The organism is Chryseobacterium sp. sg2396 (assembly GCF_042610505.1).
GTDB lineage: Bacteria > Bacteroidota > Bacteroidia > Flavobacteriales > Weeksellaceae > Chryseobacterium.
In genome coordinates, this window is record NZ_JBHGAQ010000022.1 from 14,365 (window position 1) to 29,159 (window position 14,795).

A 14,795-nucleotide genomic window follows, 5' to 3' on the forward strand; every position below is an offset into this window, starting at 1 on the left:
TTCTCCTTATAATACACTAATTTTGTATTCCTAATTTTTTGCAGTATGGAGGATTATTTGAAAGGACTGAATGAATCACAATTTGATGCCGTTACCACGCTTGAAGGACCTTTGATGGTGCTTGCAGGAGCAGGCTCCGGGAAGACACGTGTTCTTACCATGCGGATCGCCCATCTTATTACCAATGGAGTAGACCCCTTCAATATCCTGGCCCTTACTTTTACCAATAAAGCAGCAAAAGAAATGAAGGATCGTATTGCAAAAGTTGTGGGACAAAGCAATGCGAAAAGCTTATGGATGGGAACTTTTCACTCCGTTTTTGCGAGAATTCTCAGAAGCGAGGCGCATTATCTGGGCTATCCCTCCAACTTTACGATTTACGATCAGCAGGATGCCCTCAATGTCATCAAGAAAGTCCTGAAGGACATGAACATCGATGCGGATTTATACAAACCCAAAAAAGTCCAGGCAAGAATCTCCACCTACAAAAATAATCTGATTACGGTAAAAGCCTACTTCAACAATCCGGAATTGCTCGAAGCGGATGAGAAAGCCAATATGAAATTCATCGGGCAAATCTATCAGCGGTACGTGGAACAGTGCTTCAAAAACGGATCGATGGACTTCGATGATTTGCTGCTTAAAACCAATGAGCTGCTGACCCGGTTTCCGGAGGTGCTGGCAAAATATCAGGACCGTTTCCGGTATATCCTTGTGGATGAGTACCAGGATACCAACCATTCCCAGTATCTGATCGTTAAAGCACTGGCTTCAAAATTTGAAAACATCTGCGTGGTAGGTGACGATGCCCAGTCGATTTATTCGTTTCGTGGAGCGAACATCTACAACATCTTAAACTTTAAAAAAGATTATCCTGATGCCATCACCGTGGCCTTGGAGCAGAACTACCGTTCTACCCAGAATATCGTGAATGCGGCTAATGTCGTAATTGCCAAAAACCTTCAGCAGTTTAAGAAAAATGTTTTCAGCGAAAATGAAGAAGGGGAAAAAATCAAAGTATACCGGTCGCTTTCCGATGCGGATGAAGCCAATTTCGTAGCCGGAAACATCTGGGAAACCCGGAACCGGGAGCAACGTAAATACAGCGACTTTGCTATTTTGTACAGAACCAACTCCCAGACGCGTGCTTTTGAAGATGCGCTGAGACGTAAGAATATTCCGTATAAAGTGTTTGGAGGATTGTCTTTTTATCAGAGAAAAGAAGTAAAGGATTTGATTGCCTATCTAAGGCTTCTTGTGAATGAAAACGATTCCGAGGCACTGATGCGGATCATCAATTATCCGGTGAGGGGAATCGGCGAAACCACCCAGAATAAACTGGTCGTTTTCGCAGATGCACAGAACGTTTCCGTATCGAAAGTACTGGATAATCTGCCGATGTATGCGCCGCAGTTGGGCGTAAATAACGGCGTTTTAAACAAGCTCAATGATTTCTGGTCGATGATCAAAGCCTTTCAGGTATTGCTGAAAACCGAAACCGCATATAATGTAGCGATGGAAGTGGCCAAACGGAGCGGACTGATCAAATTCCTGAAGGACGACCAAACGCCGGAAGGAATTTCGAGAGTGGAAAACGTTCAGGAATTGATGAATTCAATGCAGGGATTCATCGAAGAACAGATGCAGCTGGAAGACGGAGATCCGAGTTTGCCGAATTTCCTGGAAAATATTGCGCTTTCTGCCGATACGCAGGATAAGAATAACGATGAAGATATGGTTTCCCTGATGACCATTCACCTTTCAAAAGGACTCGAATTTCCGGTTGTCCATCTGGTAGGTTTGGAAGAAAACCTTTTCCCGAGCTTCATGAGTTCGGCAACCCGTGAAGACCTGGAAGAAGAGAGGCGTTTGTTTTATGTGGCCTTAACAAGGGCCGAAAAGCAGGCCTTTTTCTCTTATGCGGTGTCCCGTTTCCAATGGGGGAAAATTACCGATGCGGAGCCGTCAAGGTTTTTAAGTGAAATCGATGACGAATACATTGAATTTGTAAATCCGGCGATCGAAAAACGGTTTATCAATAATGCTGGAGTTAAATCCAATATCTTCGACGAACATCCTTCGGAAATGAGGAGTTTCAAAAAAGTAGAAAAGAAAACGATTGAAAGATCAGACAGTTCAAAGCCTGTCGCGGAGCCCCGCAAGCTCAAACCTGTCAGCACAGCCAAGATCATCAACCCGAGCGGTGCTTCTTCCCAGGATATTGAAGTGGGCGATAAGGTAAGACATGACCGTTTCGGAGTCGGGGAGGTAACCTTCCTGGACGGAACCGATCCGCAGAACATCAAAGCTAAAGTTGTCTTCCAGCACGAGGGCGAGAAGAACCTGATTTTAAAATACGCTAAACTGACGAAGATTTAAATTTCCACGATGCTGATTTTCAATAGTAGTACTGTAGTCAGATAAGATGCAATCATCTGTGAAAATTGGTGTAAGCTATGAGAAATTTTTTCCACCACAAAAGTCACAAAAGATATTGAAATTGCTCATTAAAGCTGAATACTTTATGGTATAAAAAGTACACAAAAATTTTAAAAAATCTTTGATTTTTAATCTCATGTGTTCTAAAAATATTTTCAAGCTATTCAAACTTTCTCTGTGACTTATGTGTTAAAAATAAACACAATCATCTGTGAAAATCTGCATCATCTGCGGGGAAATACAGATTTCGTATCTTAGCCATAAAAGTTTTACAATGAAAAGGATTCTCTTATTTTTAGTCTTTGCCTTATGTTCGGTACCTTTATTTTCCCAGGAATACAATGCCATACAGAATATTCATTATTACGATGATAAAACAGACAAGTCCGATGCTTACATTAATGAAAGATGCGTGCTGGATATGTATATTCCCAAAAACATAAAGAATTTCCCTACCGTGATCTGGTTTCACGGAGGCGGCTTAACAGGCGGACAGAAAGAAATTCCCGAAGCTTTAAAAAATAAAGGAATCGCTGTAATCGGAGTAAATTACAGGCTTTCTCCCAAAGTAAACGCCCCGAAATATATTGAAGATGCCGCTGCTGCCACAGCCTGGGTTTTTAAAAACATTAAGAATTACGGCGGAAGGAAAGATCTGATTTTCATTTCAGGACATTCGGCCGGTGGATACCTGGCGATTATGGTAGGGTTAAATAAAATGTATTTGAATAAATATGGGATCGATGCCAACAATTTCGCGGGAATTATTCCTTTCAGTGGACAGATGATTTCGCACTTCACCATCCGGAAAGAAAAAGGAATCGACGAATTGGATGCCAGGATCGACGAGTATGCACCGCTTCATTTCATCAGGGCAGACGCGTCGCCATTGCTGCTGATTACCGGCGACCGGGAAAAAGAACTCTTGGGAAGATATGAGGAAAATGCGTACATGGCAAGAATGATGAAGTTAAAAGGACATAAGGAAACAACTTTGTATGAGCTTCAGGGTTTCGACCACGGCGGAATGGCGCAACCTGCATTTCCGCTGTTAATCAACGAAATCAGAAGGGTAGAGAAACTGAAGAAATAAAATTTCCATAAAAAATTAAACATTAGCTTTGCAGAATTTATTTTGCAAAGTTTTTTTATTCTTTGAAATGTGAATTAAATTATATTCGGTATGGGAATTTTCTACAACAATGCGGTTTGCGATATTTATATAGGGAAAAGTGCAGGGGCCAAGATGATGCAGGACATCAGGAATGCTCAGAAAAATGTAAAGATCGTTTCGCCCTATCTTTCGCCTTTCCTCATCAAGGAACTGATTCATCTTCATTCCAGAGGAATTAAGATCAGGCTCATTACCAGTGATGAAATCGAGGATTTTTATGGATATGACAAAAATATTCATAAACTCATCATCCAGCACAGGCATGTTGATGAAAAAGCAAAGCAAACGAGAGATAATCTTCTCAGCTTAGCAGGAACTTTGCTTTTTGCTATGATCGGATTAAGCGTTGTCCTGCTACCTGTGATGTACCTGTTAAGCAATTTCAAACTTGCATATGGCTTTGTTCTGGTTGTACTGATGTTTTTCTTAAGAGATTCGATCGTAAAAAAAATTAAAAAAACGAAAGTTTATCATTACACCTACAAACAGTTGTTCCCGTTTAAGGTTTTTGTTTCTCCGAACAGCGGAAATGCTGCCCATAAAACTTTTATTCACAGTAAGATTTACATCATTGATGACGAGATTGCCTATCTGGGTTCTCTTAACTTTACCGGAAGCGGAGTGAAAGACAATCATGAGACCCGAATCAGAACCACGGATCCGAATGCGGTAGCCAGGATCATCGAAGAAGTAAAAGAAGTTTTTTATCATTCCAACCTGCCTGAAAGGGATATCCAGTTCTGGGGCAGTCAGCTGTACGACGAACCGGATAATTAAAGTGAATGGTCAATTTGCTTCGCAGTTAATGGTGAATTTTGAATAGTCATTAATTGACAAGCGCAGCGAATTGACTACTCACAATTGACTTTCTACAGTTGTTCATGGTCAGTTTTGCTTCGCAGGTGAAAGGTGAATTTTGAATAGTCATTAATTGATAAGCCTAGCGAATTGACTACTCACAATTGACTTTCTACAATTGCTCATGGTCAATTTCGCTTCGCAAGTGAATGGTGAATTGCAGACATACATGAATTGACAAGCGCAGCGAATTCACCATTGACCATTCACCTATTAGCGCTCCACCAATTCCTTCACCTGTTCTCCGTAAAAATCCGTTTCCGTTTTATCGGTTTTCAGCAGCTGATACCATTTCCGGAATGCTCCGATAAAGACAACCAGCATTAAAACCATCGCCACGACGGCTAAAGTCGCCAGAAGATATTGTCCTTTGGGAATATAAATACTTGTCACCTGGATATATCCGGCCCAGAAGGTAATCACCGCCATAAAAACGCCCGGAATAGCTGAGCATAAAGCATATTTACCGCGGTTTAAACGGATGAGCATGGTGGTACAGACAATCAGTCCGCAGGCAGCTAAAAGCTGGTTGCTGATTCCGAACAGCGGCCAGATACTGCTTACGTTTCCGGTAAAGACCAGATAGCCCCATGCAAAAGTGAAAACCAGGCTGCTGATGATAATTCCCGGCATCCAGTTTTTATCGTTGAACTTCGGAATAACGGAGCCCAGCATTTCCTGCAGAAAAAATCTTCCTACCCTTGTCCCTGCATCAATAGCTGTAAGAATAAACACGGCCTCGAACATGATGGCGAAATTATACCAGTATGCCATCAGTTGGTCCATGTAAGGGATCTTATTGAAAATATGGGCCATGCCAACCGCCAGGGAGACCGCACCTCCGGTTCTTCCGTGAAGATCAAGGCCTATTTTCTGTGAGAAATAATCAATATCAACGCCATGCAGAGCAGGATGGGCAGCGAGGAATGCGTCATAAGATTCTTTCGGAGTATTTATAGCGAAATAATCTCCGGGCATTAAAGTACATGCTGCAATTAAAGCCATTAATGCGACAAAACCTTCTACCAGCATCGCCCCGTATCCTACAAAAAGGATTTCTCTTTCTTTATTCAGCATTTTCGGAGTGGTTCCGGTGGCAATGACTGCGTGGAATCCTGAAATTGCCCCGCAGGCAATTACGATAAAGATGAATGGTAATACAGGACCACCGATTACCGGGCCTCCGCCATTTATAAATTGAGTAAGAGCCGGCATCTGTACGGTGGGATGGATAACGATCACCCCAATGGCCAGCATAATGATAGTTCCGATTTTCAGGTAGGTGGAAAGGTAATCTCTTGGAACAAGCAGCAGCCAAACCGGTAATACCGAAGCGAGAAATCCGTACAGCGGAATTGCAATGGAAATTGTTGTGATATCCCATGAAAAAAGGCTGTTTATAGTTTCATTCTGCATCAGGTTATGTCCGCCGATAATCCCTGCAATCAGGAGTACACCTCCTAAAATACTTGCAAATGTTACCGAGTTTTTTCTGTATCGCATGATCAGTCCCATGATAATCGCAATCGGCATGGTGATAATGACCGTAAAAAGCGACCAGGAAGCTTCATGCATCGCGTTGATGCAGGCTAAAGACAGCCCGGCAAGCGTAAGAATCAGGATGAACAGAATGGCAAATCCTGCTACCGTTCCCGTTGTTTTACCGATCTCTTTGGAAGCAATGGTGGCTAAACTCTGGCCTTTATGACGTACGGAAGCAAACAGCACGACCATATCATGAACCCCGCCTCCCAGTACACAGCCGATCAGGATCCATAAAGCGCCGGGCAGATAGCCGAACTGTGCTGCAAGAACCGGTCCTACCAAAGGGCCTGCTGCAGCAATAGCAGCGAAATGATGCCCGAACAAAACATTTTTATTCGTCGCTACATAATCTTTGCCGTCTGCAAATTCTAAGGCTGGTGTGGTATTTTGGTTGTTCAGCTTCAGCACTTTATTGGCCATGAAAATTCCGTAAAAACGATAAGCAATAGCAAAAATCAATACCGAGACGAAAACGATGGTTAGGGCGTTGATGTTATTTAATGAATCCATACCGTACAGTTTTTTTATAAGTAAATAATTAAATTTTTGAGTGATTTTGTTTTGAATACTATAAACAATTGCCAAGTTAATTATTTTAGACACATAAAATGACAGTATGTATATTAATTTAGCAAATTGATAGATTGTTCAGGTATAGTTGATTGATATTTATGGTGCTACGAATCGATAGATATATCAATTTAGTTGATAACAGCATTTATTTTCTGCCAAAGCACATCATCGAAATCAGAAAGTGCGGGATTTACATTGTCCGCAGCATCACCCATTCTGATGATTACGATTTTTTTTCCGGGAACCACGTAAATTTTCTGGTCATTTTTTCCTAACGCACAGAACATATCATCCGGTGCGCTCGGAATGAGCTTTCCGCTGAATTGATACTGGCTTTGCGGGAGGTGATAACTGGATTTTCCATTGAGCCACCATAAATATCCGTAAGCCAGGTTGATACTCTGAGAAGTATTAACAGAATTTTGGAAATAGGTGGAATTGACGATCTGAGTACCATTCCAGTTGCCGTTATTCAGGGCCATCAGGCCAAATCGTGCCATGCTTCTCGTCGTACTCCAGTAGACGCTGTTGTCGCCGCTTTGGATCCAGCTTCCGGTCATTCCGATCTTATCCCGCAGTTTTGCATTGAAATACTGAGGCCAGGTCTGGCCGGTCGCTGCAGCAACAACATACTGGAGCTTAACATAAACGTTATGATAGGCCCAGCGTGTTCCGGCATCGGCTTTATACTTTAGATTGGCCAGGCTCACATCATCACCCAGGCTGTCGTCCAGCCCAGAGGTCATTGTTAAAAGATTCCGGCAGGTAATCAGGTTTTCTTTGGCTAACGGTTCGCTGGTCCATCCGGTTCCGATATATGCGGAAACTTTATTGTTGATATTCAGAAATCCTTCCTGCTCGGCAATGCCCGTTACCGCCGAGGTTAAAGTTTTTCCGGCACTCGCCCAATACCATGGCGTTGAAGCCGTATGTCCCGAGAAGTAATTCTCCATGACGATTCGTCCGTTCTGAATGACCATAAAGCTCTTGGAATGCTTGGTCTCAAGATAATTCAGCAGATCCTGGACTTTATCCTGATGCCATCCCAGAGAAGAAAATGATTTTGTTTCCCAGGTATCGCTGTTCAATGGCGGGAAGTACATGGCTTCCGAAGAGGTTGGGATTTCAGTGGTTGCAGGATTTTCATCTGCGCTTCCGCCACTACACCCACAGCCGATTATGCAAAGCGCAAAAACAGAAAGTAGATTTTTTATATTCATAGGAAATTAGGTTGAATTTTGTTTTTTTAGATGATCAAAAGACCATTTGGTTAAAACAAAATATTAAATCCAACCTAACTTTAGAATTAAATCGAAAAACAAGTTTTACTTTTTATGAGTAACGATAAATTGTATCATTTCATCGGTGAGCTGATCCATATAAGCTTTATCTGTTTTTCCGAAACCGTGAATGCCATCCTTCACCACAACCAGGGTCGCTTCGATATTTTGTTTTTTCAGCTTTCTGACCAGTTTTTTAGAGTGTTTCAAAGGGGCCGCTTTATCCTTATCGCCGTGAAGAATGAAAGTGGGGATTCCGCCTTCCGTATCATTGATGGGCGAAACGGTTTCCAGATAGTCGATGGCTTTTCTCTTTTCGTCATTGATATCATAGCCTGAGATTCCGTAAACCAGTTTTTGTCTGATTTCAACAATCGGCTTGAAAAATAAACCTACAATAGAAACGGGAACTTTGCCTAATCTAGTGTGTAAAAGCTTATTCAGATCCGTAGGCCCGTAATTGTCTACTACATAATTTACCTTTGAAGAATAAGAAGAAAGTTCAGGGCTACCCGGATATTCATTATCAGTAGTATAAGCTGCTAACAGCGAGAGGTGGGCTCCTGACGAGGCTCCGAAAAAACCGATATTATCAGGATCGAAATTAAACTGCTCCGCATTTTTCCGTACCCATCTCACGGCATCTTTCGTATCTTCAATAGGGATAGGGAAATGTACCGTTTCACTGACCAGGGTATAATCGATGCTGATGACGGCATAATTCTTTTCTACAAGTTTTAAAATAAAGTTCTCTATATAATTACCGGCCCTTACCACCTGATCACCTTTGGCCCAGGCACCGCCATGGACATAAATAACCACCGGAAGTTTACCGGTTGCCGGGTTTTTCGGACGGTAGAGATCCAGGGAAACCGGTTTTCCCAAGGAATTGTTTTTATAAACGATATTTTGGGTCAATGCGGTTCTTTCCGGAAGGATGGTGCTGGCAGGAAACTTCTGTTCAGGCAGTTCCTGAGAAAATCCTGATGTAAAGGAAGCTAAAAGGAAAATAAAAAACAGGTTTAAAGAAAACCTGTATAGTATGCTTTGTTGAAATTGTTTCATAAATACTGTGCGGAGAACGTCTGATTTTTCTCCGCAAAAAAGGGTATCAAAAGTCTTACCAATTATTACCTCTCAACTCTGGCCATTGTTTTTTTCCGTTTATAAAACCAATTCCTGAAATAACTTTTCAAATGTTTTTTCAAGATCTTTAGATTTTCCGGGATGTGGTCTTGAAGTCTGTACGGAAGCACTTCGTACGGCTGTGAGCCACCGGAACCGGTCTGGGATATCAAGTAGGGCAATTGGTCCTCCGTCTTTTTTTCCTTCGGCAATTTTTTTGAAGCTTTCCAGATTTTGGCGCACATCATCATAATCCAGCTTGCTTCTCATCAGCCGGAATTTATCGGGACACAGGTAAAAATCTACTTTGATAAATTTCTCTTTTTTTGAAAACATTACCAGTCCGATGTTGAAGAACTCTTCTCTCTCAACCTTCGGAACCAGACGAATCACTGCGTATTCGTAAATTTTATCCTCTTGCATTTTTGGCTTCGTTTAAAAAAATTTCAGAATGTTCAAGTCTTGTCTTCAGGAAATTGAAGTAGATGTCACGGATTTCGTCCGGGCTTTCTTCGGCATCTTCCCAATGCAGCCAATCCTGTGGAATCAGGTCTGTGATTTGCCTGAAAACGCCTTCATTCAACACTTTTTTTGCGAATGTATCGGCTTCGTCCAGCATGGTAGCCTGAGGAAGCAGAACGTGATCTTTTACATACTTAAACGGCGTTTTTGCTGCCGTATCGAAATTCTGCCATGAATGATGGAAATAGAAAGAAGCCCCATTATCGATGATCCATAATTCTTTATGCCACATTAGCATATTGGTATTTTTAAAAGTACGGTCGATATTGGTAATAAAGGCATCCAGCCAGACAATTTTAGAAGCCAGAAGTGGATCGATACGAATGCCCGGATCATAGGTAATGGATTCGGAAAGGTAGTGTAATCCCAGATTCAGCCCTTCCGAATTCTTCAGTAGGTCCTGGATTTCCTCATCGGCTTCCGTTCTCCCGAAATCTACGTCAAGGTTCACAAAAACCAGCTCCGGAATTTTCAATCTCAGTGCTTCGGTAATTTTCCCCCCGAGCAGTTCGGAGATCAGCATCTTGACCCCATGGCCCGCACCACGGAATTTCAATACATATTTAAAATCATCATCAGCTTCTGCCAGCGCAGGAAGCGACCCTCCCTCACGAAGCGGCAGGATATAACGCATTACGGTTACCGTTCTTAAATCCAGCATACGGCAAAAATAAGGTTTTCCTTTGTGTTTATTTCTATTTTTAATATTTTTAAATGAAAATCATCCTCCCGTTAAAAGGTAGGACTGTCACCTGAAGAATGGGGGGAGATTTTGATTTAACAGGAATAAATTCTTTATTATTTGTTCTGTACAAAAAGGGAGTAATAGAAAATTAAGCAAGCAAAATAGATATGGAAATCACAAAAAAACAGAATATCATCATTCCGAATCCCGAAACAAAAGACTTTCTAGCGGATGCTTTTTATCCGGAAGGCGGTGAAAAATTACCGCTGGTTATCTTTGTGCACGGCTATAAAGGTTACAAAGACTGGGGTGCATGGAACCTGATGGCGGAGAAATTTGTCAAGGCCGGATTTTTCTTTGTTAAATTTAATTTTTCACATAACGGAACGACGGTCGACAACCCGTTTAACTTTGGTGATCTCGAAGCTTTCGGGAATAACAATTACTCCAGAGAGCTTTCCGATTTAGGTGTGGTCATCGATTATTTTACTGCGGATCCTGCAGTAGACAAAGACAAGATTATCCTGATCGGTCACAGCAGGGGAGGAGCAATTTCCATTATTAAAACCTATGAAGACGAAAGGATCCACGGGCTGATAACATTGGCAAGTGTGGATACCTTAGACCGTTTCCCGAAGAATGAAGCCTTTGAAAACTGGAAAAGAGCAGGGGTTTATTATGTAATGAACGGGAGAACGAAGCAGGAAATGCCGCATTATTACCAGTTTTACGAAGATTATGAAAAGGATATGCACCGATTTGATGTAGAGCGGGCCACGGAAATGGCAAAAGCCTATTTTTTAATTATCCACGGTACAAATGATGAAAGTGTAAATGTAAAGAATGCCGAGCATCTTCATCTGCTGCATCCGAATTCTGAATTGTTTTTAATTGAAAATGCCAATCACACTTTCGGCGCAAAAGAGCCCTGGGAAAAAAACGAGCTTCCGAAAGACCTGAATACTGTAGTGGAAAAATGTATTGCATTTATAAATGATAAATTAGAGCTTGTGTAATGTGTTGAATTTTAGAGCGGTATTTGGATTTTATAGTTTTTTTCATATATTAGTGACAGAAACAATATCAAAATTACGACTATGAAAAATCTAAAAAAACTAAGCAGAGAAGCTAAAAAAAGTATTGTTGGACAAGGAGCTACATGTCCTCCAAGCGGATGTTACAGGTTTTATTTGAGCGACGGGCAGGGAAGCTGCATCGTGCCGCCTTGTAATTCAGATTATGGGACGGAAGTCGGTGGACAATGTTGCTTTTAAAAAAGAAAAATCAGCGGCTGTTCGGAAGAACAGCCTTTTAATTTATCCATATTGCAAAATAGTTCACTGATGATTCATTGTTTATTAGACCTCTTAAATTCTAAAGTGCCCCAACAGAAATTTTATAAGATATAAAAAATTTTATGATTAGGCATGATAATTTTTCATACCTTAGTGAAAATTAATCCGCTAAATCATACGTTATGAAAAACTTAAGTTTAAAAAACGCCCAAAAATTAAGCAGGGCATCTCAGAAAAATGTTCTGGGAATGGGACCGATATCACCTTCCTGTGCTCCGGCCGGATGTTATGATCAATCTATTAATAACAGCAATGACCGATGCTTTATCCTTTCCTGTCCTTCGGTATATGGTTATATGCAAACCGTTAACGGAACCCGTAAGTGCTGTTTCTTTTAGATAGCAAATATTTTTTGAGCTTTTAAAGTAAATAATAAAGGAGTGAAAATTTTCACTCCTTTTGCTTTTTATAGTTTTCACTATTTGATTAATATTTTCCAGGCTTCTTCAATCTTGCTTTCCAACAATAATTGCTGAGCGTCACGATGGATATTTTCATTGGAATGGTAGTTGCCTTCAGGTAATACTTCCACATTGGCCAGCATGCCGAGGTCATTTCCGGTAAAAATACGGCTGTACCTGATTTCTTCCGGAAGAAGATCAAAGCCGATGCCTTTGGTGACCAACGGTTTCGGAACTTCGAAAAGATTGTTTTCGTTGTTTCGGGAATACCAGTTGCTGCCCAACCGGGCAACCATATCCAGCTTTGCCTGATCCAGGTTTCCGTTTTCATCCAGGTACTCTTCCCGGATATGGATTTTCTGTACCTCGCAGATTACCAGGTTTCCGGCACCGCCCTGACCGCCCAGGGATTTTACTTCCAGTACTTTGCATTCAAAATTGACCGGGCATTCTTCGATCAGCTTTGGCCGTACCAGATCGGCATTTTTCATAGTGAGACCGGATTTGATGAATTCGTTTACGCCGTCGCCGTATTCCGTGGAAGCCAGCGAAATCTGCTGTACGATAGGAAAATTTACGGTTCCGATCACCACTTCCGGAACTTCCAGCACATTCTCAAGGGTGTGTTTGGTGGTATTGTCCCGCACCCTCCTGGATGGGGAAAAAATCAGTACCGGCGGCACTGTACTGAACATATTGAAAAAGCTGAACGGCGATAAATTGCTGTTTCCGTCTTTATCAACCGTTGAGGCCAGCGCAATCGGCCGCGGCGATATAGCGGTCTGCATCACCGTCTGCAGTTGCAGGGAGGTGATTTCTGATGGAATGAGTGTTTTCATTATTACATTAATTTTTAACACATGAGCCACATTAGATTTTAGATCTTGAATCTAATGTGACTTATGTGTTTAATATGTTCAATCCTCAAATTATTTGGTTGGGATAATTTTACCCGAAACTTCACCGAAGCCCACTCTCACACCGTCTTTTTCAGCCCAGGCTTTCATGGTTACCGTATCGTTGTCATTGATGAACTTTCTTTCTTCACCGTTACTTAGCTTGATCGGGTTCTGGCCTCTCCACGTAAGCTCAAGCATGGAACCGAACGATTTCGGATCGCTTCCGGAGATGGTTCCGCTGGCGTACATATCACCCACTTCTACGTTACAGCCATTTACGGTGTGGTGAGCGAGTTGCTGGGTCATGTTCCAGTACATATGCTTGTAGTTGCTTTCGGAGATCAGATTTTGCTCTCCGTTTTCAGGCTGGATATAAACTTCAAGATTGATATCATAATTCTTATCGCCTTCAAATTTCAGGTAGTCCAAAACTTCAGGATCCTGCGTGGGAGAAGCGGTTCTGAATGGTTCCAAAGCTTCCAGTGTAACCACCCAAGGAGAAACGGACGAACCGAAATTTTTAGCAAGGAATGGTCCGAGCGGAACGTATTCCCAGGATTGGATGTCTCTCGCAGACCAGTCGTTGAAAACCACCATTCCGAAAATGGCATCTTCCGCGTCTTTCGTGGAGATGCTTTCGCCCATTTCGGTATTTTTATTAATGATAAAAGCCATTTCCAGCTCGAAATCCAGCTGCTTGCAAGGCCCGAAAACAGGCTGGTCGGCATCGGCAGGTTTCATCTGACCTTTCGGACGGTTGATCTCCGTTCCGGAAACTACAATGGAAGAAGCTCTTCCGTGATATCCTACAGGAAGATGTTTCCAGTTCGGCAATAAAGCATTGGCCGGATCCCTGAACATTTTCCCGACGTTGGTGGCATGTTCGATGCTGCTGTAAAAATCCGTGTAGTTCGGAATGTGTACCGGCATCATCATTTTCACCTGATCCAGGTCGTAGAATGCTTCTTCAATGGTCTTTTCATCTTTTGAAAGGGTAGAGCCTTCCTGCAGCAGTTCCTGGATTTTCAGGCGGACCGCATTAGTAATAGGCTTACCGAGTTCGATAAACTCGTTCAGCGTGTACGCTTCAAATACGTTGTCTATCAGACCTTCGATTTCTTCGAAATACCCAAAGTCATACAGCGTTGCCAGATCGATGATCTGATCGCCGATTCTCGTGCAGCAGCTAATGTATTCTTTATTGAAAACCGCTACGCCGAACGGGATATTATGAATGGAAAAATCTGAATCTGATGAATATTCTACAAATGATTTCATAAGTTTAGCATTTAGGTGGATTAATGAAAATCCGTTAGATTTTGGGTTTTAAAATATTTTTCGGTTAGAATGATCAATGAATGTGCCTCAGGCCTTCATTATTGATATTTAAAATATTTATTTTTTGGATTTAACCTTTCTTTTAGCTTCCGAAAAGGATGCTTCATCAATCCAGCGGTCTTTGTTATTGATGTCGATGAGATAAAGAATATTATCCTGTTTTGTAAGCAACAGGGTTTTAGCGACAGGAACCGGAACCTTCTTGTTTTCCAGCATATCGGCACGCAGGGAAATGATATTTCTTTTGCTTCTTACTACATCTCCCGAAAAGACGTTGGAACTGCTTTGCCCGGTTGCCTTGTCATCAAAAACTTCCACGTAGGTTGCTTTATTTCCTTTAATGACGATAAAATCCCGCTCGGTATGATCGGCTTCATCTTTAATGAAGACAAACTTTTTATTATCAATGTTTACCGATTCCAGGTTTTGGTTAACGCCTTTTCTTTCTTCAAGTTTGGTAAGAATGCTGTTTATCGATCCGTATTGTGCTTTTGCTGCAAAAGCGGTTCCTAACATAAGCATTCCGATTAAAATTTTTTTCATATTGCTGTGTTTGTATAAAAAAGTTTTGCCAGGACTGCTCATCCTGACAAAACTTCCT

At 41.7% G+C, this 14,795-nt stretch carries 13 protein-coding genes; 5 read left to right on the top strand and 8 right to left on the bottom strand.

Annotated features, from left to right (window positions below; all coding sequences use genetic code 11):
• The first annotated feature begins 45 nt into the window (after positions 1–45).
• From ACED20_RS18685 to ACED20_RS18695, 3 genes are all read left to right on the top strand, one after another.
• Positions 46–2,379 (top strand): ATP-dependent helicase, encoded by a 2,334-nt coding sequence (locus tag ACED20_RS18685; protein WP_294203612.1) that lies wholly within the window; start codon positions 46–48, stop codon positions 2,377–2,379.
• Positions 2,380–2,713: 334 nt separating this feature from the next.
• Positions 2,714–3,532: an alpha/beta hydrolase gene (locus ACED20_RS18690; protein WP_345767376.1), complete on the top strand. Its 819-nt coding sequence runs from the start codon at positions 2,714–2,716 to the stop codon at positions 3,530–3,532.
• A gap of 90 nt (positions 3,533–3,622) precedes the next feature.
• Positions 3,623–4,390: a phospholipase D-like domain-containing protein gene (locus ACED20_RS18695; protein ID WP_378106265.1), complete on the top strand. Its 768-nt coding sequence runs from the start codon at positions 3,623–3,625 to the stop codon at positions 4,388–4,390.
• 294 nt (positions 4,391–4,684) lie between these two features.
• Here ACED20_RS18695 and ACED20_RS18700 read toward each other — a convergent pair whose 3' ends face one another.
• The 5 genes from ACED20_RS18700 to ACED20_RS18720 all read right to left on the bottom strand — a co-directional run bounded on the left by ACED20_RS18700 (position 4,685) and on the right by ACED20_RS18720 (position 10,177).
• Complete coding sequence (locus ACED20_RS18700; RefSeq protein ID WP_294203607.1) at positions 4,685–6,526, bottom strand: carbon starvation protein A; 1,842 nt, start codon at positions 6,524–6,526, stop codon at positions 4,685–4,687.
• 191 nt (positions 6,527–6,717) lie between these two features.
• Positions 6,718–7,809, bottom strand: coding sequence for a serine hydrolase domain-containing protein (locus ACED20_RS18705; RefSeq protein ID WP_378106267.1), 1,092 nt, complete (start codon positions 7,807–7,809; stop codon positions 6,718–6,720).
• Between the two features lie 105 nt (positions 7,810–7,914).
• Positions 7,915–8,934, bottom strand: a complete 1,020-nt coding sequence (locus ACED20_RS18710) for an alpha/beta hydrolase fold domain-containing protein (RefSeq protein ID WP_378106269.1) — start codon at positions 8,932–8,934, stop codon at positions 7,915–7,917.
• Positions 8,935–9,033: 99 nt separating this feature from the next.
• The gene (locus tag ACED20_RS18715) at positions 9,034–9,417 is read right to left on the bottom strand and encodes a DUF3037 domain-containing protein (RefSeq protein WP_294294276.1); all 384 of its coding nucleotides are present in this window, start codon (positions 9,415–9,417) and stop codon (positions 9,034–9,036) included.
• Positions 9,404–10,177, bottom strand: a complete 774-nt coding sequence (locus ACED20_RS18720; protein WP_378106272.1) for a HipA family kinase — start codon at positions 10,175–10,177, stop codon at positions 9,404–9,406. Before ACED20_RS18720 ends, ACED20_RS18715 begins: the two co-directional genes overlap by 14 nt.
• 191 nt (positions 10,178–10,368) lie before the next feature.
• On the opposite strand from ACED20_RS18720, the gene ACED20_RS18725 reads away from it, so the two are divergent.
• Positions 10,369–11,217 carry an alpha/beta hydrolase family protein gene (locus ACED20_RS18725; protein WP_378106274.1) on the top strand — a complete coding sequence of 283 codons (849 nt, stop codon included), beginning with the start codon at positions 10,369–10,371 and terminating at the stop codon, positions 11,215–11,217.
• 461 nt (positions 11,218–11,678) lie between these two features.
• Positions 11,679–11,894 carry a hypothetical protein gene (locus ACED20_RS18730; RefSeq protein ID WP_294203597.1) on the top strand — a complete coding sequence of 72 codons (216 nt, stop codon included), beginning with the start codon at positions 11,679–11,681 and terminating at the stop codon, positions 11,892–11,894.
• A gap of 80 nt (positions 11,895–11,974) precedes the next feature.
• On the opposite strand, the gene ACED20_RS18735 is transcribed toward ACED20_RS18730, so the two are convergent.
• The 3 genes from ACED20_RS18735 to ACED20_RS18745 all read right to left on the bottom strand — a co-directional run bounded on the left by ACED20_RS18735 (position 11,975) and on the right by ACED20_RS18745 (position 14,737).
• On the bottom strand, positions 11,975–12,796 hold the full coding sequence (locus ACED20_RS18735; protein ID WP_294313182.1) for a flavin reductase family protein: 822 nt from the start codon (positions 12,794–12,796) through the stop codon (positions 11,975–11,977).
• Positions 12,797–12,886: 90 nt separating this feature from the next.
• On the bottom strand, positions 12,887–14,134 hold the full coding sequence (gene fahA, locus ACED20_RS18740; protein WP_294324451.1) for a fumarylacetoacetase: 1,248 nt from the start codon (positions 14,132–14,134) through the stop codon (positions 12,887–12,889).
• A 117-nt stretch (positions 14,135–14,251) separates the two neighbouring features.
• On the bottom strand, positions 14,252–14,737 hold the full coding sequence (locus ACED20_RS18745) for a hypothetical protein (RefSeq protein ID WP_294200527.1): 486 nt from the start codon (positions 14,735–14,737) through the stop codon (positions 14,252–14,254).
• Between the last annotated feature and the right edge of the window lie 58 nt (positions 14,738–14,795).

Bases quoted from the DNA above. Each gene is read 5' to 3' on its own strand.
- ACED20_RS18685 (WP_294203612.1), top strand. From the start codon at position 46: ATGGAGGATTATTTGAAAGGACTGAATGAATCACAATTTGATGCCGTT.
- ACED20_RS18690 (WP_345767376.1), top strand. From the start codon at position 2,714: ATGAAAAGGATTCTCTTATTTTTAGTCTTTGCCTTATGTTCGGTACCT.
- ACED20_RS18695 (WP_378106265.1), top strand. From the start codon at position 3,623: ATGGGAATTTTCTACAACAATGCGGTTTGCGATATTTATATAGGGAAA.
- ACED20_RS18700 (WP_294203607.1), bottom strand. From the start codon at position 6,526: ATGGATTCATTAAATAACATCAACGCCCTAACCATCGTTTTCGTCTCG.
- ACED20_RS18705 (WP_378106267.1), bottom strand. From the start codon at position 7,809: ATGAATATAAAAAATCTACTTTCTGTTTTTGCGCTTTGCATAATCGGC.
- ACED20_RS18710 (WP_378106269.1), bottom strand. From the start codon at position 8,934: ATGAAACAATTTCAACAAAGCATACTATACAGGTTTTCTTTAAACCTG.
- ACED20_RS18715 (WP_294294276.1), bottom strand. From the start codon at position 9,417: ATGCAAGAGGATAAAATTTACGAATACGCAGTGATTCGTCTGGTTCCG.
- ACED20_RS18720 (WP_378106272.1), bottom strand. From the start codon at position 10,177: ATGCTGGATTTAAGAACGGTAACCGTAATGCGTTATATCCTGCCGCTT.
- ACED20_RS18725 (WP_378106274.1), top strand. From the start codon at position 10,369: ATGGAAATCACAAAAAAACAGAATATCATCATTCCGAATCCCGAAACA.
- ACED20_RS18730 (WP_294203597.1), top strand. From the start codon at position 11,679: ATGAAAAACTTAAGTTTAAAAAACGCCCAAAAATTAAGCAGGGCATCT.
- ACED20_RS18735 (WP_294313182.1), bottom strand. From the start codon at position 12,796: ATGAAAACACTCATTCCATCAGAAATCACCTCCCTGCAACTGCAGACG.
- fahA (WP_294324451.1), bottom strand. From the start codon at position 14,134: ATGAAATCATTTGTAGAATATTCATCAGATTCAGATTTTTCCATTCAT.
- ACED20_RS18745 (WP_294200527.1), bottom strand. From the start codon at position 14,737: ATGAAAAAAATTTTAATCGGAATGCTTATGTTAGGAACCGCTTTTGCA.